Consider the following 25035-nt stretch of genomic DNA (forward strand, 5'->3'; position numbering starts at 1 on the left):
GCGGATATCCATACGATGAGCTTGCATCGCATTCTATGCTGGCGGCTGCGCGGTGCGGCTTGCGCACTGCTTGCCGCGGCAGGCTCGCTGGCCTGCCTGCCTTCGTCGGCGGCAGGCCAAAAATGCACGGCCGGAAACTGGCCTCTGTGGGAGTCCTGGGCGTCTCGTTACGTCCAGGATGACGGCCGGGTGCTGGAATCCAGCATGAAGCAGAACCACAGCACATCGGAAGGCCAGGCCTACGGCATGCTATTCGCGCTGATCGGCAATGATCCGGCGCGCTTCGAACATCTGTGGACGTGGACCGTGGCGAACATGCTCGGTTCCGACCCGGCGACCCGCCTGCCGGGTTGGCTGTGGGGGCAGGGCAAGGATGGGCAATGGCAGTTGCAGGATGCGAATTCCGCATCCGACGCCGACCTGTGGATTGCCTACGCGCTGCTGGAAGCGTCGCGTCTGTGGCAACGCCCCGACTACCGCAAGGATGCACTGCGCCTGCTTGCCACCATCAAGGCCAAGCTGGTGGTCGACCTGCCCGGCCTCGGAATGATGGTTCTGCCGGGCGCCGAGGGTTTCGTCCAACGTAACGTCCTGTGGACGCTCAATCCCAGCTATCTGCCGTTGCCCTTGCTCAGGCGCCTGGCGAAAGAGGAGCCGGCAGGACCGTGGAAACAGGTCGCCGACAACACCGTCAGGATGATCCAGGACTCCAGCCCCAAAGGGTATGCGGCCGACTGGGTCGGCTATCGGATGACCGGCTCCCAGACCGGCCAGTTCGTGGTCGCCCCGGGCAAGGGAGAGATCGGCAGCTACGACGCCATTCGGGTTTACCTGTGGGCCGGCATGACGCCCGCCAGGGATCCGGGATTTGCTCCGTTGCTGGCGGCGCTGGACGGCATGGGCCAGGCGACGGCTTCAACCGGTGTTCCTCCGGAAAAGGTCCAGGTGAGTTCCGGCGTGCTGGAGGGCAGTGCGCCGTTCGGTTTTTCGGCGGCGCTCGTTCCGTATTTCGTGGCCAAAGGCGACTTGCGCCTGGCTGAACAACTGCAGCGCCGCGCCCGGGAAAACATCGACGCGGCATTCGCGCCGGGCAGCCAGCGCGCCGAAGCGCTTTATTACAACGTGATGCTGAGCCTGTTCGGATTGGGATGGACGGAAAAGCGATACCAGTTCCGCGATGACGGAACGCTTAAATTGTCTTGGGAGAGATCATGCGCGCGCACCGTTCCACGCTAGCGATTGGGATTTTTACTGCGTTGATCGGTTCTGCCGCCCATGCGGAAGGGCCGGATGTACAGGCGCAGTTGGTTGAGCAGGGCCAGTATTGGCAGGCGCGCGGCAATGCCCAGCGCGCGGCCGAAGTCTGGCAGAAGGTGCTGATGCTGGATAAGAGCCAGGTCAATGCCTTGTACGGGATGGGCCTGATCGGCGTCAAGCAGAACAAGCCGCAGCAGGCCAACGACTATCTCGCGCGCTTGCAGGCGCTGTCTCCGGTTCCCTGGCAGGCGCATCAGTTGATGCAGGACATGGCGCTGGCCAGGTCGGAAAACCAGGCGCTGCTCGATGAGGCCCGGCGCCTGGCGGACGCCGGAGAACGGGACAAGGCGACCGATACCTTCCGGCGCATGTTCAATGGCCTGACGCCCGAGGGATCCATCGGACGCGAGTATTACAACAACCTGGCGTTCAATGCCGCAGGATGGCCGGAGGCGCGCAAGGGGATGGAACGCTTGCTGCGAGAAACCCCCGATGATTCGATCCTTGCGCTGTTCTACGGCAAGCAACTGGCCCGCCATGAGGAAAGCCGGGCCGAGGGCGCCCGCGTCCTGTCCAGGTTGACCCGGCACGTGGACATTGCCGGCGATGCCGATGAAAGCTGGCGCCTGGCGCTGGTCTGGATGGGGCCGCCGAATGCCGCGCAGATTCCCTTGTTCGAGGAGTTCCTGAAGGCTCATCCGGATGACCAGGGAATCCGGGAACAGATGAACAAAGGTCGGCAGAAGCTGAGCGCCGGGCAACAGGCCACTGTGGTCGGCCGCGGCATGCAGGCCCTGGAGAAGGGCGATCTGGCCGAGGCTGAAAAGGCGTTTCAGGAGCGTCTGGCATCGCATCCCGACGACCTTGACGCGATGGGTGGCCTGGGCGTCATCCGCCAGCAGCAGAACCGGTTTGCCGATGCTGAGCAATTGCTGGGCAAAGCGGTAGGCAAGGGCGCAAATCAATGGAAGGCCGCACTGGACAGCGTGCGCTACTGGTTGTTGATCGGGCGCGGACGCGACCTGCAAGCCAAGGGACAGACCGCCCAGGCGCAGGATGCCTTTGCCCAAGCGGTGCGCCTGGATCCGAAGAATATCGACGGCCGCCTGGCCATGGCCGATGCGCAGTCCGGCGCTGGCCAGTTCGATGCCGCCGTGTCCGGCTATCGCCAGGTCCTGGCGATGCAGCCGGGCAATCCGTCCGCCATACGCGGAATGGTCAGCGTGCTGTCGCAGACCGGCCATGCCGATGAAGCCCTGCGCCTGCTCGACGGCCTGTCGCCCGCGGAACAGGCCAAGCTCGGCGACCAAGGGCGCCTGCGCGCCCTGCGCGCTACGCAACAGGCGGGCCTGGCCGAGCAGCGTGGCGATTTGGCGGGCGCGCAGAACGCAATGCGCGAGGCCGTCAGGAACGACCCCGACAACGTATGGACCTCTTTCAGCCTGGCGCGCTTGTACATCAAGGCCGGCGACCGGAACAAAACCCGCGAGACCATCGATGCTTTCATCAAGGCGCATCCCGGCAATGCCGACGCCCTGTATGCGAGCGCCTTGCTGTCGGTGGAAATGGAACAGTGGTCGGACGCGCAGGCCACGGTTGACCGTATCCCTGCCGACCGCCGCACCGCCGCCATGAACGATCTCGCGGAGCAGATCGCCCTGACCACGCAAGTCAACCAGGCCGTCGCCCTGGTCAAGAGAGGACAGCGCCAGGACGCGCTGGTATTGCTCGACCGCCTGCAACCGATGGCGAACGGGAACGCCGAACGTGTCGCGACGCTGGCCTCCGTCTACGTCGATGCAGGCGATTCGCCACGCGCGCTGGCCATGATGCAGCCGTTGGTGGCCCCCGGCAGCGCGCCCTCGGCCAACCTGATGCTGCAATATGCATCGATCTTGCTGAGGGCGGGCGAGGATGCGCAGGTTTACTCTGTCCTGATCGGGCTGCAGAACCAGCCTCTGAGCGCGGCCACCAGCAAACGTTTCGATGAGCTGCGCTATCTGTATCGCATTCGCCAGGCCGACCGCTTGCGTGAGGCGGGCGATCTGGCGTCTGCCTACGACACGCTGGCGCCGGCGCTGATGCAACGTCCGGGCGACTCGGCAGCGGTTTCCGCGCTGGCGCGCATGTATGTCGCCGACGGCGACAGCGCCAAGGCCCTGGAACTGTACAAGCCGCTGGTGCAGCGCAATCCGCAGGACGCGGGTGTGTTGCTCAATGCCGCCGATGCCGCCGTGCTGTCCCGGGATAATGCCTACGCCGACAATGTCCTGGCCCAGTTCGTCAAATTGCACAGCACCGATCCGACTTCTTTGACCGAAGCGGCACGCATCTACCGTGCAATCGGCAAAGTCGGCGAAGCCACCGCGCTGCTGCGCCAGGCAGTGGCGATCGAAGCCGGCGAGAAGCAACGCCTGGCCTCGCGATCCGGCGCGGTGAACCTGGCGGTCAATCCCTTCAGGAAGCAGCGCGGACAACCGGCATCCGACGCGATATCGGCGATTCCTCCGCCGGCGGAAAACATCCTCGGCAGGAACGCACAAGCCGCCGCCGGCGACGGCTTGCCCGCGCCGTCCGACGCACTGCGCAGAATCCCGGCCACGGCGCCAGCTTATGCGCCTGCTTATGCCGCAGCGCCAAACGCGCCGGCGTACGTGACTGCTTTTGCTCCGGCTTATCCGGCAACAACGAACGCGCCGGCCTATGCGCAGGCTTATGGCACGGCACCCAGTGCGACGAACATGCCTGCCGCCAGGGCTGCAAGCGCCAGCGCCGCGCAGAGGGCGTTGCTGGCATTGCAATCCGAACCGCAAGCGACAAGGTCGGCCGAGGATTCCATCAGTCCGGCCCAGCGCGCGCTCAACGATATCGTTCAGTCGCGCAGTCCTTACATCACGCAGGGCGTCGTCATCCGCGGCAACTCCAGCGAGGCGGGATTGAGCCAACTGACCGACGTCGAAGCGCCTCTGGAGATCAACGTGCCGGTGGGCGGTAACCGCCTGGCGTTGCGTGTCACGCCGGTCTCGCTCCGCGCAGGCGACATGAGCGACGAAGCTTCCAGCCGCTTCGGCGGCGGGGGCGGCAGCGCTGCCGGCGTCGGCTCGCAAAACGCGAACGGCGTTGGCATCGGCGTCGCGTATGAGCGTTCCGATGCGGGCCTCAAGGCCGACATCGGCACGACGCCGATCGGCTTCAAATATGCCAATGTCGTCGGCGGCGTGAAGCTTGAAAAACCATTGGAAGGCAGCACCGATGTCCGTTATGGCGCCACCTTGTCCCGCCGTGCGGTGACGGACAGCGTGACCTCGTTCGCCGGCGCCACCGATCGCCGCGACAACAGGTCGTGGGGCGGCGTCACCGCCAATGGCGGCCGCGTCGAGCTGAGTTACGACGATTCGCAAGCAGGCGTCTACAGCTACGGCGCCTTGCACGCCCTGCAGGGCCGCAACGTCGCGTCCAATACCCGTGTCGAACTGGGAGCGGGCGCCTACCGGTATCTGGACAACGCGCCGGACAACAAGCTCACCGCCGGTGTCAGCGCCTCGGTGCTGAGCTACGCCAATAACCAGAACTTCTTCACGTATGGCAACGGCGGCTATTTCAGCCCGCAGGCCTACGTCTCCGTCGGCGTGCCGGTGACCTGGGCGCGGCGCTCCGACAATTTCAGCTTCCAGGTCAAGGGGGCGATGGGGCTGCAGTACTTCCAGCAAGACAGCGCCGAATACTTCCCGACCGACAGCAGCCTGCAGGCCGCCAACAACCAGCGTTACGCAAAGCAAAGCAAGACCGGCCTCGGCTACAGCGTGGAAGGCGCCGGCGAATACCGGTTCGGTCCGAGGCTGTTCGTCGGCGGCGCGCTGCGCCTGAACAACTCGAGCGACTACAAGGAAATCAACGTCGGCATGTACCTGCGTTACACATTCGAGGACATGAAGGGCCGCTTCATGACGCTTCCCGTCAACCCCTACCGTTCACCTTATTCAAACTGACTTTTTACATTTTTTTTACATTTATTCCTATGCCTACAGCTTCCGTACTTGCCGGTCTGACTATCCTGGTGCTTGGCGAGAGCCATATGAGCCTGGCGGACCATCTCACCGAGCCGCTGACCGCCAATCTTACCCAGCAGGGCGCGATCGTTCATTCGATCGGCGCCTGCGGCGCAAGCGCTGGCGACTGGCTGCTCACCAAAAAAGTGGATTGCGGCGCCGAGCAACGCAGCGCCGGCAAGATCCAGATCAAGGGGCGTGACGCAACGACGACGCCGATCGGCGAACTGATCGCCAAGGACAAGCCGGACCTGGTGGTGATGGTCATCGGCGACACCATGGCGTCTTACGACAAGTCAGCCTTCCCCAAGGCCTGGGCCTGGCAAAGCGTGACCAGCCTGACCAAGGCGATCGCCGCCACCGGGACCAAGTGCGCCTGGGTTGGCCCGGCCTGGGGCAAGGCCGGCGGCATGTACCAGAAGAACGATGCGCGCACCCAGCTCATGTCGCAATTCCTGGCCGCGAACGTTGCACCATGCACCTACATCGATTCGCTGACGATGTCCAAGCCGGGGCAGTGGGTGACCACAGACGGTCAGCACTTCACGGTAGCCGGCTACAAATCCTGGGGTAACGCAATTGGCGAGGCGCTGGCCAAATTGCCGCCTGAGGCATTGAGCAGCAAGGGAGCGAAGAAATGAAAATCGCCCAAGGTCTGATTGTCGCCGCGCTGCTGTCGAGCCTGCATGCGGTGGCTGCGGATATCCCACTGTATCCCACGGGGCCGGCGGAAGACGCGGCATTCATCCGCTTCGTCAATGGCGGCACCGACACCTTGCAGGTCGTGGCTCAGAAAAGCCAGCCGCCGCTGAAGCTGGAATCGGCCAAGCCCGTTTCAGTCTTCTTCCCGGTGACGGCAAAGAAAACCATCAAAGGGACGCTGACCAGCGGATCGAAGCACCTGGAACTGGAAGTGCAAGCCAAGCCGGGCGAGTTCGCCACGGTGGCGGTGCTCCCGGACGGCAAGGGCATCAAGCAGGTCACCGTGCATGACATTCCGGACGACTTCAACGGTCTGAAAGCCTCGCTGGGCTTTTTCAACCTTGACGGCGGTTGCGTGAATGCGGCGCTGCGTCCGGCGGGCCGTACGGCGGATCTCTTCAAAGGTGTCGCGCAAGGCGGCCTGCAACGGCGTTCGATCAATCCGGTCAAGCTGTCGGTGCAGTTGGTCTGTGCGAATGCCAACGTCGGTCCCGCGCTGGACCTGGGAGAGTTGAAGGCCGGCGAGCGTTACAGCGTATTGCTATTGCCCACGGCCGCCGGGCCGCGGCTGGTGCCTGCGACCGACAACCTGGCCAACTGACGGGACTGCGCCGCCGACATGGTTTTTGCTTCGCTCGAATTCCTGACGCTATTCCTGCCCGCGTTCCTGCTGATTTACGCGCTGGCGCCGCAACGCTGGCGCAACGTGGTATTGCTGCTGGGCAGTTGGGCGTTCTACGGCTGGCTGAGCCCGCTGTTCCTGCTGCTGCACATCGCCCTGGCTATCGTCGCCTGGTTGGGCGGCCTGCTGGTTGAGCACGCCCGGGAGGATTCGCGGGGAAGGATACACCTGCTGGTCGGCTTGATCGTGTTCAACACCGCCGTGCTGGTCTGGTACAAGTACGCCAACATCGCCGCCGCAAGCCTCAGCGACCTGATGACGTACTACGGCGCCATGCCCCTGGAGTGGCAGAAGGTGGCGCTGCCGGCAGGGCTGTCGTTCATCGTGTTGCAGGCGATTTCCTATCTGGTGGACGTGCATCGGCGCACGGTGCCTGCCGAGCGCAGCTTCATCAACTACGCCACTTACATCTCCATGTTCGGCCACTCGATTGCCGGTCCGATCATCCGGTATGACTGGGTGCGGCGGGAACTGGAGCAACGCTGGTTCAACTGGGCGAATTTTTCGCTCGGCGCGCGGCGCTTCATGGTCGGCATGGGCATGAAGGTATTGGTGGCGGACACGATGTCGCCGCTGGTGGATGCGGCGTTTCATCTTGGCAATCCGTCTTTCATCGACGCCTGGATCGGTTGCCTGGCGTATTCGCTGCAACTGTTCTTCGACTTCTCGGGTTACAGCGCAATGGCCATCGGCCTTGGCCTCATGCTGGGCTTTCACTTTCCCGAGAACTTCAACCGGCCCTATCTGGCCGGCAGCATCCAGGATTTCTGGCGACGCTGGCATATTTCGCTGTCGAGCTGGCTGCGCGATTATCTGTATATCGGCCTGGGCGGCAACCGCCACAGCGTCTGGAAAACCTACCGCAACCTGTTCCTGACGATGGCCATCGCCGGCCTTTGGCATGGCGGCGATAGCTGGAACTACCTGCTGTGGGGTTCGGCCCATGGCGTAGCCTTGTGCATCGATCGCGCCTGGTCCCGATCGCATCTGCCGGATGTGCCGCGGTGGCTTGCGCATGCGCTCACGCTACTGTTTGTCTGCCTGGCCTGGACGCTGTTCCGCGCGCCGGACTTCCATGCCGCGCTCACCATGTATGCCGGCCAGTTCGGGCTGCACCAATTTGCCTTGAGCGATGCGCTGGCCGTCACGCTGCGGCCGCTCCAAGGCCTGGCGGCGCTATTGGGCGTGATCTGCGTGATCGCACCGGTCTGGCTCGAACGTTGCGAAGTTCGCCTGGCCGGTAATGCGCTGTTCGCAGCGTTCTGCGCGCTTTGGCCTGTCGCCGGTTTCTTGCTGTCGTTCGCGCTGATCGCCAGCCGCGAAACCGTGCCTTTCCTGTACTTCCAGTTTTGATGAGGACGCCATCCATGCCTCCGTCCGTTGCGCCGGTACAGCCCGGCGGATTTACAGCGCGCGCCAGTAAAACAGCCGGCTACGCGCTGGCGGCGCTGCTTGGCGGCGGCCTGATTTCCTGCTGCTGGCTGTTCTACCTCGGCAAGGTCAACTTGCTGCCGCCGGTCCTGACCCGCGATGCGGCGATGCATGGTGAAGTTACGCACAAGATCGCCAAGCAACTGTCAGGCGCATGGCTCCCGCAACAGGCTGCCAATCTGGAGCGCGGCGCCAGTTGGTTATTGTTCCATGACACCGGGCCGCGCGTACGCAGCGGTTGCCCGGGATGGTTGTTCCTGAATCAGGAGTTCCAGATCGACCGGCAAGCCCAGGTCAACGCGGATACCAAGGCGAGGGCGGTGATGGACATCCAGCAGCGCCTGAGCAGGCAGGGCATTGCGTTGCTGGTGGCCCTGGTGCCGGACAAGAGCCGGATTGCCGCCGACCAGTTGTGCGGTCTGAATCGTCCGTCCGAACTGGGGCCGAGGGCGGCCCAATGGATCCAGGCCTTGCGCAAAGCAGGCGTGTCGGCAATGGATCTGACGCCCACCCTGCAGCCTCTGGCCGCGACGGCGTACCTGCGTACAGACACCCACTGGAATGAAACCGGCGCCCGGGCCGCGGCACGCGCCATTGCGCAACAGATCCAGATGATCGGTGTGCATCCGGAGCCGCAGAAAGCCTTCGATGTCCATATAAGCAAAGAGAAATTGCGTCCCGGCGACCTTGTCCGTCTGGCCGGGATCGACTGGTTGCCGCTACGCTGGCAACCTGCGCCTGAGCTCGTCGCTGCGACCGAAATCACCGAGCGGCAGGATTCTGCACAGGGAAACGGCGATAACCTGGACGACCTGCTTGGCGACGACCAATTGCCGAACATTGCGTTGATCGGCACGTCATTCTCGCGCAACTCCAATTTCGTCGGCTTCCTGCAACTGGCACTGAGCGCCAGGATCGGCAGCTTCGCCAAGGATGGCGGCGAATTTTCCGGAAGCGCCAGGGAGTACTTCAGCAATCCCGCCTTCAGGCAGACTCCGCCGAAACTGGTGATCTGGGAAATTCCCGAACGCGATCTCCAGACACCGTACGAACCGATCAGTTGGCGCTAGCGACGTTCCGAGTTATCGCACCAGCCAGACAGCCAAGAGGTGACGTATGGGAAAACTGGAACTCATTTCATCAATGAGCGCGAGATCGCCAGGCGTTTAAGCATCTCACGCAACACCGTCAGGCGATACATTCGCGCGGAAATCATTGAGCCAACCACACAGACAGGCGTCCGCGGAGCTCCCTGGACAAGTACACACTTAAACTCTCGACTTGGTTAAAGACCGCGGCGGCAAAATCCCGCAACCAACGTCGGACGTTAAAACAGCTCCATTGGGAACTGCGAGCGTTGGGTTATGAGGGGGGCGTACGATCGGGGCGCAGCCTTCGCTAGACGCCGGGAGGTGGATCAATTGGAGAAGGGCGCCCATTAGCCGCGCTCTGTAAAGGTGAGAATTTACTACTCGCGATATTCCGCGATATCTCGATTCCATCGCTGTCAATTCTGCGAGCAAATCAACACGTATACTTTAAAATTTAAAAATGCGAGCTAGTTATTTTCGTTTCTTCGTCCATGTCTTTTTTGCAATCATTTTTAGTGGTGTTTTTGATTGATACATACTGGTTGGTATATTGTTTTTGTTGATATAAATGCATTAATCTGATTTTTATTTCAATTGATTATCGAAAGGTAATGAATAAATAATATTAAAAATAATGCGAGCTGTTGTATTTTTAGTGTTTCTTAACAAAAACCAACATTCCCGCAAATCAAGAATGTGATCTGCGGATAGAATCCCGCCCGGCAACAAATTCGAAGAATAAATCAGAATTTCCGGGGTGTGGTTTTGTATTATCAGAATAAGAAGTTTTCTTGCGGCAAGTGTTTCGCGAGCTTTCTACTGATCGGCACAGTGCACTTCAGTGCTGTCGCCCAGACTGTTCAGACATCCGAGAGTGAAGAGCAACGTCGACGTGCCCGTGCCGAAGCAGCCGAGCGCGAACGCTTGGCGAACGCGCCTAAAGTTGAACTGCAAGTAACCGGGGCTGCTCCGGATTCGTTGGTGCTTCCAACGGAATCTCCCTGTTTTGCCATCGACCATTTCTCTTTACATGTCCCTGAACAGTTGCCGGCGTCGATGCGCGCATTGGGAGCGAGTGCGTTATCGCAGGATCCTTTTCGATTCGCACAGGAATACCTGGAAAAGTACACGGGCGCCTGTGTCGGAAAAGAAGGCTTCAATCTCATCGTCAAGCGCCTGACGGCGCTGATTCTCTCCAAAGGCTATAGCACGACCCGCCTGGGCATCCCTGCGCAGGACCTGTCCAGCGGCACGCTGACATTGACGCTGGTGCCGGGTGTCATCCGTGCCATCCGTTTTGCTGATCCATCGTTGTCGGGAACCTGGAAGAACGCCTTCCCAACCGGCCCCGGCCAACTGCTCAATCTGCGCGACATTGAACAAGGCCTTGAGCAGATGAAGCGGGTGCCGAGCCAGGAGGTCGACATGGAGATCGTTCCCGGGACCTTGCCGGGAGAAAGCGACGTGGTGATTACGGTCAAACGCGTCAAGCCATGGAAGGTCACTGTTTCTCTTGACGACAGCGGAGCCAAAGGCACGGGGAAATTGCAGGCTGGCCTGAATGCCGCTCTGGACAATGCGCTCGGCGCCAACGACCTCTTCAATTTCGGCGTCAATACCGATGCCGACCGCAAGGGCGAGCAACGCGGCACCACCGGCGGCAATCTCTACTACGCCATTCCCTACGGCTACTGGACGTTCTCGGTCTATGCCAGCAGTTATGACTATCACCAGCAAATCGCCGGTCTCTTTCAAACTTTCGTTTCGAGCGGCAAGTCGCGCAACCTCGAATTCACGACGCAGCAGTTGTTCTATCGCGACCAATATCAAAAGCACAGTTGGCAGTTCAAATTAGGCAAGCGCTGGAGCCATTCCTACGTCGACGACACTGAACTTGAAGTGCAACGCCGCAATACGACTTTCGCAGAACTGGCCTGGATACACACGCGCTATATCGGCGACGCGCAACTCAATCTGACGCTGGCAAATCGCTGGGGCGTGTCGTGGTTCAACGGCCAGCCGGATCTGGAGCCGCGCACGCCCGATGCGCCGACCTACCGATACACCTTGCAGACGATCGACGCCAGCCTCTATGCGCCGTTCAAATTGTTCGGCCAGTCCTTCAACTATATCGGTGCGTTGCGCGCTCAAGCGACACGTTCAGCGTTGTTCCAGTCCGAGCAATTCTCGATCGGCAATCGCTACACCGTAAGGGGTTTCGACGGTGAGCAGACGCTGGCGGCTGAGCGCGGTTTCTATGTAAGAAATGAACTTGAGATGCCCCTGGCACAGAGCAAGCAGACCTTGTATGTGGGACTTGATGCCGGACGCGTATTCGGACCCAGCGCCCAGTACCTGTTGGGCAACAAGATGGTCGGTGCTGCCGCCGGTGTGCGCGGCGGCGTTGCAGGTTTGCGCTATGACGCCTTCGTCAGTTGGGCGCTGGTGAAACCGGACGGGCTCAAGACCGCCACGCCCGCAGCCGGCTTCAGCGTGAGTTACCAGTACTGATTAATCAAACAAGACAAAGAATGAAATGAACAAGCAAGCTTACCGCGTCATCTTCAATGTGCGTCGCGGCGCACTCATGGCAGTCGCGGAGAACGTCTCCAGCCAAGGCAAGAGCACATCGGAGAGCAGTGGCGCAAGCACACCGGCAGCCTCGACAAGATCCGGCTGGATGCGACTGGGTCAATTGGGTGTGATGATTGCCGTCTTGTTCGGCGGCGTGACGGTTGTGCAGGCGCAGATCGTCGCCGATCGCAATGCCGCCAGTCGTCCGGTCGTCGATCAATCGGCCAACGGCAAGCCCGTGGTGCAAATTGTGACGCCCAACGCCGCCGGCGTTTCGCACAATCGCTACGATCAGTTCAACGTCGGCCAAGGCGGCGCCATCCTCAATAATTCAAACGCGGTGACGCAGACCCAGCAGGCCGGCTATATCTCCGGCAATGCGGCATTGGCCAACGGCAGTGCCCGGATGATTCTCAATGAAGTCACCGGCGCGTCGCGCAGCCAGCTCAACGGTTATATCGAAGTGGCCGGCCAGCGTGCCGACGTGATCGTTGCCAATCCCAACGGCATTTCTTGCAGCGGTTGCGGCTTCATCAATACCAGTCGCGGCGTGCTGACTACCGGCACGCCGGAATTTGCCGCCGACGGCAGCCTGTCCAATCTGCGCGTGACGCGCGGCGATATCAGCATCGACGGCAACGGCATGAATGCCGCCGGCATCGACCGGGTCGACCTGATTGCGCGCAGCGTGCAGGTCAACGGCGAGTTATGGGCGAATCAGCTCAATGTCGTGACCGGCGCCAATCTGGTGAACTACGCCAATCTGGGCGTGCAGGTGATCCAGGGAGACGGCGCGCCGCCGACCGTCGGCATCGATCTGGCGCAAATGGGCGGCATGTACGCCAACAAGATCAGACTGATCGGCACGGAAGCCGGCGTCGGCGTGCGCAGCATGGGAAATATCGCGGCGCAAGCCGGCGACATCAGCATCGACAACAGCGGCAAGGTCACATTGAACGGTAACACCACGGCGACAGGTAATCTGACGATTCACGGCGGCGACGGTATTGCCAATGGCGGCAGCCTGTACGGCCAGCAAAACGTCGCACTCGCAAGCGAGGGCTTGATCGGTAATAGCGGCACCGTCGCCGCGCAAGGTAACCTGAGCCTCAACGCTGCCAGCGTCAACTCCACCGGCTCACTCGGCGCCGGCATCGACGGCAGCGGTAATGTTACTCAGGCCGGCAACCTGAGCCTCGACGCCGGGGGGACAATTGCGGCCACCGGCCAGAATACCGCGGGCGGCAATATCGCCATGAACGCCGCCAGCATCAATCTGGCCGGTGCGCGCACCAACGCCGCCGGCAACGCGACGCTGAGCGCCAGTGCCGGAGACATCGACCACACCGGCGGCAACTTGCAGGCCGCCGGCATGGCCACATTGATCGCAGCAGGCGCCATCAACAATAACCAAGGCGCGCTTAACGCCGGTCAGTTGTCCCTTGCCGCGGTCAATCTGAGCAACCAGCACGGCCAGATCATCCAGTCCGGCACCGGCATCACGCGGATTGCCGTGGCCAATACGCTGGACAACAGCAATGGCGGCCTGCTGAAGACCAATAGCAGCGACCTGAGTCTGACACCGCAGACCTTGATCAACGATGGCGGTACGATTGCCCTTGCCGGCAGCGGCCAGTTGACGCTCAATATCGGCAATGGCGCCGGCAGCTTGTCGAGTGCGGGCGGCAGTATCGGCGGCAACGGACTTGTCACGCTCACGGCAGGCAGCATCGTCAATCGGGGCGGATCGATTTTTAGCCAGCAGCAACTTAGCGTCGCAGCCACACAGGGCACTATCGACAACAGCGCCGGCGGCGTGATGCGCAGCGCTGCCGGTGTGGACGTGAACGCTTCAGGCGCCATCAACAACAACGGCGGCTTGATCGAAGCCGATGGGCCCACCGACGCCTTGACCGTGTCCGGCAGCAGCATCGACAACAGTGCAGGGCGGATCGCCAATGTCGGCAGCGGCCTGACCCAGATCAACGGCGGCAGCCAGATCGTCAATCGTCAAGGTACGCTCGGCGGCAATGGCGATATACAGATCCGGACGGTCCGGCTGGACAACAGCCAGCAAGGGCAAGTCATTGCCACCGGCAACCTGACGCTGAATATCAGCGGCGCACTGAGCAACGACAGTGGCCGCTTATATGCCGGCAACAACCTGACCGTCAATGGCGCGAATGCAGACGTCAGCAATGTGGGCGGCAATGTCAGTGCGGCCGGCGACATCACATTGGCCGCGCTCAGTCTCGACAACAGCTCCGGCTTCATCGGCAGTACCGTCGGCAGCAACAGCAACATCGGACTGTCCACTCTTCGCAGTCTGGCCAACACTGCCGGGACTGTTTCCAGTAGCCGCAATCTCAACGTTACCGCCAATACCATTGTCGGCAACGGCAATATTGTCGCGGCGCAGGATCTGACGCTCAATCTGCAGGGCGACTATCTCAATGCGGCGGGCAATGTCCTGACCGCCAATCATGATCTGACGTTGACGACGACCGGCAATTTCAGTAACACCGGCGAGCTCACTGCCGTCAATGCGCTGACATTGACGGCGGTCAATGTCGACAATCAGGCCACCGGGCTTATCAACGCCAGCGCCACCACGATCCGGGCCGGCAATGCCATCACCAACACCGGCCGCATTTACGGCGACGACATCGCCCTCGGCGCGCAGTCGCTGACCAACGATGTCGATCTCGGCAGCGGGCAGGCCGGTGCGATTGCCTCCCGCAACAGCATCAATATCGGCGCTGTCAACGTCGTCAACCGCGAGCACGCTCTGATCCAGAGTCTGGGTGATATGAGTTTCGGGCGTACGTTGGATAGCAATCGTCTGGCGAGCGGTACCGCCGACAGCATCATCAACGGATCTGCCACCATCGATGCGGGCGGTATCTTGCGTCTGCAAACGGCGTCGCTCTTGAACAGCAACAATCACTTCAGCACGACGGTGCAGGACGATCCATCGCTGACCCGTCACGTTACCGAGTATGCAAATTGGGCAGATCCGACCAATTGGTTTGCTGCAGATCGTGTGTCATGGAGCGACAGCGGCGGTGGCGGCATCGTGCTGGTGATGCCCAATGGCGACCGCTTTGAAAAATTCTACAAGCGCGACTACACCGAAGTGGTCCAAAAAACGGTGGTCTTGAGCAGCGACCCGGGCAAGATCAGTTCCGGCGGCAACATGATCCTGTCGGGCAACGTGACCAACGACAAGAGCGTGATGGTCGCAGGCGGCACGCTCAGCGGCATGGTGGGGGCGATCAATAATATCGGCGCCACCGGCACCGATACCACCGTCGACCATATGACCGCTGGAGAAAATTACTACCATTGGGTCGACGGCCATCCTCATCAAAACCACTATACCTACAACCAGGGCGGCGCCGCTTACGACAACGTGCTGGCATCCACAACAGCAGATTTGCCGGTATGGAGCGTACAACAGAACACCAGCCCCGGCAGCGGCGCGAATCCCGCGGTAGCCCAGACGGTAAATGGTCGCGCAGTGCCGTCCGCCAACGGCGCTGGAGGCATCACGGCCAGCAATGGCAACAACCAGACCATTGGCAACGCGGCGAATCCCCTGCCTGATTTCAGCATACCTAACAATCGCTTGTTTATTCGGCATCTCCAGCCGTTCGCTATACCGAATGCTGAGGTATTGCGACCCTCTGTCCGAATGGTGGATCAGCGGTCCATTATTGCCCGGCTGACGGGCGTACAGCGCCTGTTCAAGCGCATCCAGAACGAAGTCTGTGGACATTGACGAACTGACGCGCCAACCAACAATACGGCGAGCGAACACATCGATCACGAACGCCACGTATAGCCAGCCCTGCCATGTTGAAACATAGGTGAAGTCCGACACCCAAAGCTGATTCGGCTGGTCTGCCTGGAACCGCCGATTGACCCGATCTAGCGGACGCGGTGCAGCCATATCAGGGTCTAAATTCCTCCGCAACGGCAGAGGACTTTGCAATTTATTGGATGCACAATTGCGTGGTGCCATGACCGCGGCAGACATGCGGGTAGAAAACAGAAACGGGCCTGAAAGGCCCGTTTTTCTTCGTACTTTGGCGGAAGGTGTGAGATTCGAACTCACGAAGGGCTTACGCCCTCGCCAGTTTTCAAGACTGGTGCATTCAACCGCTCTGCCAACCTTCCTGCGCAAGCCGGGCATTATACATGAGCTGCCCGGCTGCTGTCGTTTTTTGCCGCTTAGAAAATCCCCGGATAGGCGCCGCCGTCCATCAGCACATTCTGGCCGTTGATGTAGCCCGCGTGCTTGCTGCACAGGAAGGCGCAGGTGGCGCCGAATTCGTCGGGGTCGCCGAAGCGGCCGGCCGGGGTTTCGGCCATGCGTTGCAGACGGACTTCTTCGGGCGTTTCGCCGGTCAGTTTGGCAGAGCCGACAAAGCTGCTGCGCAGGCGGTCGGTTTCGAAGCTGCCGGGCAAGAGGTTGTTGATGGTCACGCCGCTCTTGGCGATGTGGCGCGAGACGCCGGCGACGAAGCCGGTCAGGCCGGCGCGGGCGCCGTTGGACAGGCCGAGGTCGTAGCGCGGCGCCTTGACCGAGCTGCTGGTGATGTTGACGATGCGGCCCCAGCCGCGCGCGATCATCTGGTCGACGGTGGCCTTGATCAGTTCGACCGGCGTGAGCATGTTGGCGTCGATGGCTTTCAACCAGATGTCGCGGTCCCAGTCGCGGAAATCGCCCAGCGGCGGGCCGCCGGCGTTGTTGACGAGGATGTCGGGACCGTGGTTTTTTTCACCGGCGATTTCATCGACGGCAGCCAGCGCCTTGGCGCGTCCTTCGACGCTGGCGATGTCGGCGGCGACGGCGATGACTTTAATCGGGCCGAGCGCGCGCAGCCTGGCGGCTGCCTGGTCCAGCGTATCCTGGTTGCGGGCGACGATCACGACGTGGGCGCCTTCGCGCGCCAGGTGTTCGGCGCAGGCATAGCCCAATCCTTTGCTGGCGCCGCAGACCAGCGCGATTTTTCCTTGTAGTCCTAAATCCATGGTGTCTCTTTCCTTTGTGGCTGGCGCATCGCATCGGCGATGCATTAAAAATTTTCATCCGGAGCGCTTGCTTGTGAGCGCGGACATGGGCTGATAAACTGCTTGCGGCCTGGAGCCGATTATTTCTTCCTGATCAGGTAGATCGCCAGTGCGATGATCACGACGACGCCGGCTTCTAGCACGACAACCAGAACTCCACTACTCACGCCATTCTCCTTTTGGATTCGCCAGGTCGTACAAGCTGTCTCGTCGATGTTGCGGGACGTCTTGCGCGGCCAAGTGCGTACTTTACACCTATGATGCAATCTTTGTTTTTCGCCTCCTGTGTCAATTTTTTATTGGGCGGGGTGTTGGGCGCGCTCGGCGGTTTGTTCGGCATCGGCGGCGGGCTGATCGCGATTCCGGTGCTGGGATTTTTGTATGGCATGGACCAGCAACTGGCGCAGGGGACTGCCTTGGTGATGATCGTGCCGAATGTGCTGATCGGGTTCTGGCGCTACAAGCAGCGCAACAAGATCGAGTTGCGCTCGGCCATGCTGATGGCGGTGCCGGCGGTGTTCGCCACGTATTTTGCAGCGCGTTTTGCGACGGCCATCGACGCCCGGTCCCTGCACTTTTCCTTTGCGGTGTTCATGGCGGTGCTGGCGTTGTACTACCTGTGGACGCTGATGCGCAGGCAGAAGGAAGTCACGCCGCGCGTGTTATTGCCGCAGCGTTATATTTTTTTCGTGGGTATTTTCGCGGGGGCGACGGCGGGATTTTTCAGCGTCGGCGGCGCGATTGTGGCGGTGCCGGGGCTGGTGGCTTTTTTCGGCGCGACGCAGACGGCGGCGCAGGGGCTGGGACTGGCGATGGTCACGCCCGGCACGCTGGTGGCGCTATGGGCATACGCCAGCGCCGGGCATGTCGACTGGACCGTCGGGATTCCGCTGGCGTTGGGCGGCGTGCTGAGCATTTCCTGGGGCGTGGCGCTGGCCCATCATTTGCCGGAACGGCGTTTGCGCATGCTGTTTTGCGGCGCGCTGATTGCGATTGCCTTGTGGATGATGATCCACGGCTGACGCCGGTCAGGCGGCTTCTTTTTGCACGGGAACGATTTGCGCCGTCTGCTGGCGGATGAAGTCCACCAGGTCGCGCGCATACAAGGGCAGGGCGTCCAGGCTTTGCACCACCATGCTGCGTTCGCGCACGCTCCACGGATCGCTCAGTTCGACCAGGCTCAGTTGCATCGTCTGTTTGTGGCGCAGCGCGGCCGATTGCGGCACGATGCCGATGCCGACGTTGGTTTCCACCATGCGGCACATGGCTTCGAAGCTGCGCACCTGAATCCGCAGTTTGAGACGCTGGCCGCTTTCCGAGACGATGCGGTTGAGGAAGTGATGCAGCGTGCTGCCTTCGTGCAGGCCGACGTGTTCATATCCCAGCGTTTCGGCGAAAGCCACTTTGCCGGCGTCGGCCAGCGGATGTTCCAGCGCAGTTGCCAGCATCAGGCGGTCGGTGGAAAAGTTCAGGATTTCCAGGCCTTCTCCCTGTACCGGTCCGGCCACGATGCCGATGTCGGCCGTGCCTTCCTGGATGCCGCGCATGATGTCATGGTTCAGCCTTTCTTCCAGCGCGACATTGACCTGCGGATACTGGGTGAGGAATTTGCCGAGGATCTCCGGCATGAATTCGGTTACCGCGGTGGTGTTGGCGAAGATGCGGATATAGCCCTTGAGGCCGTTATTGTATTGCTGCATGTCGCTCTTGAGGCGCTCGACCTGTTGCATGAATTGCTGCGCATGCGTGAGGAAGGTCTGGCCGGCCGGCGTCAGTTGCACGCCTTTGCTTTCACGATAGAGCAGGCGCATGCCGAAGCGGGTTTCCAGTTCCTTGATGCGGTTGCTGGTGGCCGCCAGCGAAAGATTCATGCGCTCGGCGCTGCGCGTGAGACTGTTGAATTCGGCGATCAGGATGAACAGGCGCAGGTCGGTCAGGTCGAATAGCATGATGTCGGTGTCTCTCTGGAAGAGGCGCCGGCGTTCTTGTGCGCCGGTGCGAATGGCGTCTATCTTACGCCTGAACGGGGCCGGCATGCAGACCTCACGTCTATTTCATGCAACGGCAATCCGGCGGCGGTCGCTCCGGGCCGCGATGCTGCATGCGCACATTATTTTCTTCGCCTGACTTCACCAATCCGGAAGCCCCCCTTCAGAAAATACCGATTGTCTTGCCGGCGCAGGCGACGCAGACTCTGTCGTATTCTTTAACCGGCGACACGACAAATGAGCAAGCCTGACATCGACCTGATGCTGCTGCGCCAATGGGTAGGCAAGACCGAAACCCGCAGCGATGTAATCAATCCCGCTTGCGCCGATGCACTGGCTGCGACGCTGGACCATCCGCAGGCCCCGGCACTCGGAGAAGCCTTGCCGCCGCTGTGGCACTGGATTTATTTCTGGACCGTCTGCCGCCAGTCCGAAGTCGGCGACGACGGTCATCCGCGCCGCGGCGGTTTCCTGCCGCCGGTGCCGTTGCCGCGCCGCATGTGGGCGGGGGGGCGTCTCCGGTTTGCGGCGCCGTTGCCGGTCGGCGCCACAGCAACGAAGCTGTCGCGCATCGCCAGTGTCGACGTTAAGAAAGGCAAGACGGGCGAACTGGCTTTCGTCACGGTGGCGCATGAGATTGCATATGACGGCCTGGTCGCGATCCATGAAGAACACGACATCGTCTATCGCGACCTGCCTCAGCCGGGCGCAGCGCCGGTCGCGCCGAAACAGGCGCCGACCGACGCCGATTGGCGCCGCCGCATCGAGCCGGATCCGGTGCTGCTGTTTCGCTATTCGGCGCTGACCTTCAACGGTCATCGCATCCATTACGACCGCAGCTATGTCACAGGCGTCGAGGGCTATCCCGGCCTGATCGTGCACGGTCCGCTGATCGCCACCTTACTGGTCGATCTGCTCGGACGCCACTTGCCGCTGGCGCGGTTGGCGGCGTTCAGCTTTCGCGCCGTCGGCAGCCTGTTCGACACGGAAGCCTTTGAGGTGTGCGGCAAGCTGTCCGCGGACGGCAAGAGCGCTGAATTGTGGGCGCAGAACCTGCGCGGCGAGCTGGCGATGCAGGCGCAGGCGACTCTGACTTAACTTTACCCATCAGCAGGAGAATCATCCATGTCCCATCAAGCGGACGCTTACCAGGATTTGCGCGATGCCGTGCGCGATCTGTGCAACACTTTTCCGGCGGAATACTGGCGCAAGGTCGATGAGGCGCGCGGCTATCCGGAGCAATTCGTCGACGCGCTGACCAAAGCCGGATGGCTTGCGGCGCTGATCCCGGCGGAGTACGGTGGTTCCGGCCTCGGCCTGACCGAGGCGTCGGTGATCATGGAGGAGATCAACCGCACCGGCGGCAATTCCGGCGCGTGTCACGGCCAGATGTACAACATGGGCACCTTGCTGCGCCACGGCTCCGAACAGCAGAAACAACTTTATCTGCCCAAGATCGCCAGCGGCGAACTGCGTCTGCAATCGATGGGCGTGACCGAGCCGACCACCGGCACCGACACCACCAAAATCAAGACCGTGGCCGTGAAGAAGGGCGATCGCTACGTCGTCAACGGGCAGAAGGTATGGATCTCGCGCATCCAGCATTCCGACCTGATGATCCTGCTGGCGCGCACCACGCCGCTGGACCAGGTCAAGAAGAAGTCGGAAGGCATGTCGATCTTCCTGGTCGATCTCAAGCACGCCATCGGGAACGGCATGGCGGTGCGGCCTATCCTCAACATGGTCAATCACGAAACCAATGAGCTGTTCTTCGACAATCTGGAAATTCCGGCGGAGAACCTGATCGGCGAAGAGGGCAAGGGCTTCAAATATATCCTCGACGGCCTCAATGCCGAACGCACGCTGATTGCCGCCGAATGCATCGGCGACGGCTACTGGTTCATCGACAAGGCCACGCAATACGCCAAGGAGCGCGTCGTGTTCGACCGGCCGATCGGCATGAACCAGGGCGTCCAGTTTCCGATCGCCGACAGCTATATCGAACTGGAAGCCGCCAACCTGATGCGCTTCAAGGCCTGCGAATTGTTCGATGCGCATCAGCCCTGCGGCGCGCAAGCCAACATGGCCAAGTTCCTCGCCGCCAAGGCCTCGTGGGAAGCCGCCAACGTCTGCCTGCAAACGCACGGCGGCTTCGGCTTCGCCTGCGAATACGACGTCGAGCGCAAGTTCCGTGAGACGCGCTTGTATCAGGTCGCGCCAATATCGACCAACCTGATTTATTCCTACGTGGCCGAGCATATTCTCGGCTTGCCGCGCTCGTTCTGATTCTCCGGCACGCGCAATGAAAATTCATTCGGAAACCAAACCATGACCCAATCAACACGTCCTCTCGACGGCATTACCGTGGTCAGCCTGGAGCATGCCATCGCCGCGCCGTTCTGCACGCGCCAACTGGCCGACATGGGCGCCCGCGTGATCAAGGTCGAGCGTCCCGGCGTCGGCGATTTCGCACGCGGCTACGACGAGCGCGTCAACGGTCTGTCATCGCATTTCGTCTGGACCAACCGTTCCAAGGAAAGCCTGACGCTCAATCTCAAGGACGAAGAGGGCAAGGCCGTCATCGACAAACTGCTGGCCGACGCCGATGTGCTGGTGCAAAATCTCGCTCCTGGCGCGGCGGCCGGGCTCGGTTTGTCCGCTGCGGTTCTGCATCAAAAATATCCGCGTCTGATCGTCTGCGACATTTCCGGCTATGGCGAGGACGGTCCTTACCGCGACAAGAAGGCCTACGATCTGTTGATCCAGAGCGAGGCCGGTTTCCTGTCGGTGACCGGCACCGCAGATGAACCGGCCAAGGCAGGTTGTTCGATCGCCGATATTGCCGCCGGCATGTATGCGTATTCACACATCCTGGCGGCGCTGATCAAGCGCGGCCGCGATGGCGTGGGCAGCCACATCGACTTGTCGATGCTGGAGTCGCTGACGGAGTGGATGAGTTTCCCGATGTATTACGCTTACCAGGGCGCATCGGCGCCGGTGCGTTCCGGCGCCGAGCATGCGACGATTTATCCGTATGGGCCGTTCAAGGCAGGCGACGGCAAGGTCGTCATGCTGGGCTTGCAAAATGAGCGCGAGTGGAAGGTCTTCTGCGAAATGGTATTGCAGGATGCGGCACTGGCGCAGGATGCGCGCTTTTCTTCCAATTCGCGCCGGCATGAACACCGCGCCGAACTGCGCACGCTGATCCTCGACATGTTTGCGCCGCTGACAGCCGAGGAAGTCGTCGTGCGGCTCGACCGGGCGCAGATCGCCAACGCGCGCGTCAACACCATGCAGGACCTGTGGCAGCACCCGCAACTAGCGGCGCGCCGACGCTGGACCGAGGTCGGGTCGGCGGCGGGCTTCTTGCCGGCGTTGCTGCCGCCCGGCGTCAACGATACCTACGACTTCCGCATGGATCCCATTCCCGCGCTGGGCCAGCATACCGACGCCATTCTCGGCAAGCTGGGATATACCCCGGCGCAGGTCGACGAGATGCGCAAGCGCGGAGCCGTCTGATGCCATCCATGCCGCCGGCCAGATCCTATCTGTTCGTTCCCGCCAACCGCCCCGACCGTTACGGCAAGGCGCTGGCCAGCGGCGCGGACGCGGTCATCGTGGATCTGGAAGACGCCGTCGCGCCCGCCGCCAAAACGCAGGCGCGCGACATGTTGTCGGACTGGCTGTCGCGGCAGTCGCAGCCGTCAAATAATGTGTGGGTGCGCGTCAACGCCGCCGACACCGAATGGCATGCGGAGGATGTCAGGTGTGTCGCCGCCGCGCCGATTGCCGGCATCGTATTGCCCAAGGCCGACAGCCGCGACGCCGTGCGCAACGTCACACGGCACTTCAACGGAGCGCGCAGCCGGTTGCGCCTGCTGCCGCTGATAGAGAGCGCTGCCGGTATCGCCCGGATGCGCGAGATTGCGAAAGCCGGTCATGTGGAACGGCTGGCCTTCGGTTCCATCGATCTGCAAGTCGACCTCGGCATGCAGTGCGAGCCGCAGGAAAGCGAACTGATGCACTTGCGCGTGGAGATGGTCCTGGCTGCGCGGCTGGCCGGGATCGCGCCGCCGGTGGATGGCGTGACGACGAACTTCGACGACGCCGCGTTCCTTGAGCAAGCCGTCGGCCGCGCCCGCCGCCTCGGTTTCGGCGCCAAGCTATGCATCCATCCGCGCCAGGTGGACGTCGTCAACCGAGGATTCCTGCCGAGCGACGAAGAAATCGCCTGGGCGCGCGCCGTCATGGCTGCAGTCGGGCAAGGCGACGGCGGGGCGATTTCATTGAACGGCAAGATGATCGACAAACCGGTGATCATGCAGGCGCAGGGATTTTTGCGTCGGGCAGGAGAGTGCGAATAAGAAGGCAGCAGAAAAATCAGGGAAAACACGGCGAAAAAAGCCGATGCTCAAACATCAAGGAGACAAAACATGTACAAGAAGTTGTTCACCTCTGCAGCAACCGCGGCAAGTCTGGCATTCGCGCTGCATGCCGCACCGGCGCTGGCGCAACAAACCATCGTCATCAAGTTCAGCCACGTGGTTGCTTCCAACACGCCCAAAGGCAAGGGAGCGGAACGTTTCAAGCAACTGGCCGAGGAACGCACCAAGGGGCGCGTGAAGGTCGATCTCTATCCCAATAGCCAGCTCTACAAGGACAAGGAAGAAATGGAAGCGCTGCAGCTTGGCGCGGTGCAGATGCTGGCGCCGTCGCTGGCCAAGTTCGGCCCGCTGGGCGTGAAGGAATTCGAAGTGTTCGACCTGCCGTACATTTTTCCCAACCGGGCCGTGCTGGCGCGCATCACCGAGGGACCGATCGGCCAGGGCCTGTTCAAGAAACTCGAAGCCAAGGGCATCAAGGGCCTGGCTTATTGGGACAACGGCATGAAGGTCATGACCGCCAACAAGCCGCTGCACAAGGTCGACGATTTCCGCGGACTGAAGATGCGCATCCAGTCGTCCAAGGTGCTCGACGAACAATTCCGCGCATTGAAGGCGAATCCGCAGGTGCTGGCGTTCTCCGAGGTGTACCAGGCGATGCAGACCGGCGTGGTCGACGGCAGCGAGAATACGCCGTCGAATATCTACACGCAAAAGGTGCAGGAAGTGCAGTCGAACCTGACCGTCTCGGACCACGGTTATATCGGCTATGCCGTCATCGTCAACAAGAAATTCTGGGATAGCCTGCCGCCCGATGTGCGCACCCAACTGGAGTCGGCGATGAAGGATGCGACGCGTTATGCCAACGCCATCGCCCAGCAGGAAAATGAAGATGCGCTGGCGGCTATCAAGGCATCCGGCAAGACCAAGGTCTATTACCTGACCGACGCCGAAAAGGCCGAATGGCGCAAGGCCCTCCTGCCGGTCCACAAGTCGATGGAGTCGCGCGTCGGCAAGGATCTGATTCAGGAAATCTACAAGGAAACCGCAAGCATGGGCGTGAAGTAAAGAATCCAAGTCTTCTCCGATCTGCCGACGCCGAGCGGCGGATCGCTTATCAATTGACGCTGACGGCGGTCTCGCATCATTCTGTTGATATCGCCGAATCAGTTACTGATATCAATAAAATCAAAGGAAATATTTCATAAAAATTCTATTTTTTTTTGACTTTGTTTTAATGGAATTCTTTTTGCACTTCCTTTCTATTCACATTTAAATCAAACCTCTTTAGCATGGCGAGCACGCCCTTTCGTGAAGGACATGCGCCATGCCCGACCTGTCGAATCCGAACTATCTCACAACACGGTTTCTCAAGCGCCCCACCGGCCAACAGCAGTACGACGTCACGGTTCCTGGCGTGGCCAGCGCCGCGTTGTTGTTCGACGTCATCGGGGCTCTGGGCGAACCCTACCGTATTACTGTCCGGCTGATCCATCAGCAAGAACTCAATCGCGCCAACTACCTTGGCAAAGAAGCCAGCTTCAACATCGCCTCCGGCCTGCGTGCTGCCTGTTTCCTGTACACCTTGATTGCACAATTCAGAGAAAAATATCCTGATGCGTTCGCCATGCTGTCAACAGAAAAACGCTATGCATTTTTTGCGAGTCAATATCAAAAGGTGCAAGAACACTGCGTGGGAGAGGGGCTGCGCTGGAAGCGTTTTGCAGCCATGCACTGCGATATGGAGAAGCATTTGATCCGCATCTGCGCCAGGTTTTGGGGAAAATGAAATACGGCACTCTC

Annotated in this window: 16 protein-coding genes, 1 tRNA gene and 3 pseudogenes; 16 read left to right on the plus strand and 4 right to left on the minus strand. The window is 61.0% G+C overall.

Going from position 1 to position 25035, the window contains the following annotated elements; all coding sequences use genetic code 11:
- Positions 1-15: 15 nt before the first annotated feature.
- From bcsZ to RV1423_RS30600, 9 genes and pseudogenes are all read left to right on the plus strand, one after another.
- Positions 16-1236 (plus strand): cellulose synthase complex periplasmic endoglucanase BcsZ, encoded by a 1221-nt coding sequence (gene bcsZ, locus RV1423_RS07155; RefSeq protein WP_081768731.1) that lies wholly within the window; start codon positions 16-18, stop codon positions 1234-1236.
- Positions 1212-5246: a cellulose biosynthesis protein BcsC gene (locus RV1423_RS07160; protein WP_034294843.1), complete on the plus strand. Its 4035-nt coding sequence runs from the start codon at positions 1212-1214 to the stop codon at positions 5244-5246. The genes bcsZ and RV1423_RS07160 overlap by 25 nt, the downstream gene beginning before the upstream one ends.
- 29 nt (positions 5247-5275) lie before the next feature.
- The gene (locus tag RV1423_RS07165) at positions 5276-5947 is read left to right on the plus strand and encodes an SGNH/GDSL hydrolase family protein (protein WP_034294845.1); all 672 of its coding nucleotides are present in this window, start codon (positions 5276-5278) and stop codon (positions 5945-5947) included.
- Entirely contained in the window at positions 5944-6609 is a 666-nt protein-coding gene (locus RV1423_RS07170; RefSeq protein WP_034294847.1) for a cell division protein FtsQ, read from the plus strand. Before RV1423_RS07165 ends, RV1423_RS07170 begins: the two co-directional genes overlap by 4 nt.
- Positions 6610-6627: 18 nt before the next feature.
- The gene (locus tag RV1423_RS07175) at positions 6628-8043 is read left to right on the plus strand and encodes an MBOAT family protein (protein ID WP_034294849.1); all 1416 of its coding nucleotides are present in this window, start codon (positions 6628-6630) and stop codon (positions 8041-8043) included.
- 14 nt (positions 8044-8057) lie between these two features.
- The gene (locus tag RV1423_RS07180; protein WP_197034893.1) at positions 8058-9191 is read left to right on the plus strand and encodes a cell division protein FtsQ; all 1134 of its coding nucleotides are present in this window, start codon (positions 8058-8060) and stop codon (positions 9189-9191) included.
- A 39-nt stretch (positions 9192-9230) separates the two neighbouring features.
- A pseudogene (locus RV1423_RS30595) lies at positions 9231-9524 on the plus strand (hypothetical protein); the annotation flags it as partial.
- A gap of 669 nt (positions 9525-10193) precedes the next feature.
- Positions 10194-11723, plus strand: a complete 1530-nt coding sequence (locus RV1423_RS07185; protein WP_231502081.1) for a ShlB/FhaC/HecB family hemolysin secretion/activation protein — start codon at positions 10194-10196, stop codon at positions 11721-11723.
- Positions 11724-11748: 25 nt separating this feature from the next.
- Positions 11749-14058, plus strand: a pseudogene (locus tag RV1423_RS30600) (filamentous hemagglutinin N-terminal domain-containing protein); the annotation flags it as partial.
- A gap of 1374 nt (positions 14059-15432) precedes the next feature.
- Here the strand turns inward: RV1423_RS30600 and RV1423_RS30605 are convergent.
- From RV1423_RS30605 to RV1423_RS07200, 3 genes and pseudogenes are all read right to left on the minus strand, one after another.
- Positions 15433-15741, minus strand: a pseudogene (locus tag RV1423_RS30605) (DDE-type integrase/transposase/recombinase); the annotation flags it as partial.
- A 134-nt stretch (positions 15742-15875) separates the two neighbouring features.
- Positions 15876-15965, minus strand: a tRNA-Ser gene (locus tag RV1423_RS07195).
- A 54-nt stretch (positions 15966-16019) separates the two neighbouring features.
- Positions 16020-16823, minus strand: a complete 804-nt coding sequence (locus tag RV1423_RS07200; protein WP_034294851.1) for an SDR family oxidoreductase — start codon at positions 16821-16823, stop codon at positions 16020-16022.
- 296 nt (positions 16824-17119) lie between these two features.
- Between RV1423_RS07200 and RV1423_RS07205 the strand changes: the two genes are divergently transcribed.
- Entirely contained in the window at positions 17120-17884 is a 765-nt protein-coding gene (locus tag RV1423_RS07205; protein ID WP_034294853.1) for a sulfite exporter TauE/SafE family protein, read from the plus strand.
- 6 nt (positions 17885-17890) lie between these two features.
- On the opposite strand, the gene RV1423_RS07210 is transcribed toward RV1423_RS07205, so the two are convergent.
- Complete coding sequence (locus RV1423_RS07210) at positions 17891-18811, minus strand: LysR family transcriptional regulator (RefSeq protein ID WP_034295191.1); 921 nt, start codon at positions 18809-18811, stop codon at positions 17891-17893.
- 276 nt (positions 18812-19087) lie between these two features.
- Here RV1423_RS07210 and RV1423_RS07215 point away from each other — a divergent pair, with 276 nt between their 5' ends.
- The 6 genes from RV1423_RS07215 to RV1423_RS07240 all read left to right on the plus strand — a co-directional run bounded on the left by RV1423_RS07215 (position 19088) and on the right by RV1423_RS07240 (position 25021).
- Positions 19088-19948, plus strand: a complete 861-nt coding sequence (locus RV1423_RS07215) for a MaoC family dehydratase N-terminal domain-containing protein (RefSeq protein WP_034294855.1) — start codon at positions 19088-19090, stop codon at positions 19946-19948.
- Positions 19949-19975: 27 nt separating this feature from the next.
- Positions 19976-21136 (plus strand): acyl-CoA dehydrogenase family protein, encoded by a 1161-nt coding sequence (locus tag RV1423_RS07220; RefSeq protein WP_034294858.1) that lies wholly within the window; start codon positions 19976-19978, stop codon positions 21134-21136.
- A 42-nt stretch (positions 21137-21178) separates the two neighbouring features.
- Entirely contained in the window at positions 21179-22369 is a 1191-nt protein-coding gene (locus tag RV1423_RS07225; protein ID WP_034294861.1) for a CaiB/BaiF CoA-transferase family protein, read from the plus strand.
- Positions 22370-22377: 8 nt separating this feature from the next.
- Positions 22378-23214 (plus strand): CoA ester lyase, encoded by an 837-nt coding sequence (locus RV1423_RS07230; RefSeq protein WP_034295193.1) that lies wholly within the window; start codon positions 22378-22380, stop codon positions 23212-23214.
- A 69-nt stretch (positions 23215-23283) separates the two neighbouring features.
- Positions 23284-24300: a TRAP transporter substrate-binding protein gene (locus RV1423_RS07235; RefSeq protein WP_051516542.1), complete on the plus strand. Its 1017-nt coding sequence runs from the start codon at positions 23284-23286 to the stop codon at positions 24298-24300.
- Between the two features lie 259 nt (positions 24301-24559).
- On the plus strand, positions 24560-25021 hold the full coding sequence (locus tag RV1423_RS07240) for a hypothetical protein (protein ID WP_034294864.1): 462 nt from the start codon (positions 24560-24562) through the stop codon (positions 25019-25021).
- Positions 25022-25035: the final 14 nt, after the last annotated feature.

The sequence above is a fragment of the Herbaspirillum sp. RV1423 genome (assembly GCF_000577615.1).
Lineage (GTDB): Bacteria > Pseudomonadota > Gammaproteobacteria > Burkholderiales > Burkholderiaceae_D > Herbaspirillum.

Excerpts from the sequence above, each read along its gene's own strand:
- bcsZ (WP_081768731.1), top strand. The coding sequence starts at position 16 with ATGAGCTTGCATCGCATTCTATGCTGGCGGCTGCGCGGTGCGGCTTGC.
- RV1423_RS07160 (WP_034294843.1), top strand. The coding sequence starts at position 1,212 with ATGCGCGCGCACCGTTCCACGCTAGCGATTGGGATTTTTACTGCGTTG.
- RV1423_RS07165 (WP_034294845.1), top strand. The coding sequence starts at position 5,276 with ATGCCTACAGCTTCCGTACTTGCCGGTCTGACTATCCTGGTGCTTGGC.
- RV1423_RS07170 (WP_034294847.1), top strand. The coding sequence starts at position 5,944 with ATGAAAATCGCCCAAGGTCTGATTGTCGCCGCGCTGCTGTCGAGCCTG.
- RV1423_RS07175 (WP_034294849.1), top strand. The coding sequence starts at position 6,628 with ATGGTTTTTGCTTCGCTCGAATTCCTGACGCTATTCCTGCCCGCGTTC.
- RV1423_RS07180 (WP_197034893.1), top strand. The coding sequence starts at position 8,058 with ATGCCTCCGTCCGTTGCGCCGGTACAGCCCGGCGGATTTACAGCGCGC.
- RV1423_RS07200 (WP_034294851.1), bottom strand. The coding sequence starts at position 16,823 with ATGGATTTAGGACTACAAGGAAAAATCGCGCTGGTCTGCGGCGCCAGC.
- RV1423_RS07205 (WP_034294853.1), top strand. The coding sequence starts at position 17,120 with ATGATGCAATCTTTGTTTTTCGCCTCCTGTGTCAATTTTTTATTGGGC.
- RV1423_RS07210 (WP_034295191.1), bottom strand. The coding sequence starts at position 18,811 with ATGCTATTCGACCTGACCGACCTGCGCCTGTTCATCCTGATCGCCGAA.
- RV1423_RS07215 (WP_034294855.1), top strand. The coding sequence starts at position 19,088 with ATGAGCAAGCCTGACATCGACCTGATGCTGCTGCGCCAATGGGTAGGC.
- RV1423_RS07220 (WP_034294858.1), top strand. The coding sequence starts at position 19,976 with ATGTCCCATCAAGCGGACGCTTACCAGGATTTGCGCGATGCCGTGCGC.
- RV1423_RS07225 (WP_034294861.1), top strand. The coding sequence starts at position 21,179 with ATGACCCAATCAACACGTCCTCTCGACGGCATTACCGTGGTCAGCCTG.
- RV1423_RS07230 (WP_034295193.1), top strand. The coding sequence starts at position 22,378 with ATGCCGCCGGCCAGATCCTATCTGTTCGTTCCCGCCAACCGCCCCGAC.
- RV1423_RS07235 (WP_051516542.1), top strand. The coding sequence starts at position 23,284 with ATGTACAAGAAGTTGTTCACCTCTGCAGCAACCGCGGCAAGTCTGGCA.
- RV1423_RS07240 (WP_034294864.1), top strand. The coding sequence starts at position 24,560 with ATGCCCGACCTGTCGAATCCGAACTATCTCACAACACGGTTTCTCAAG.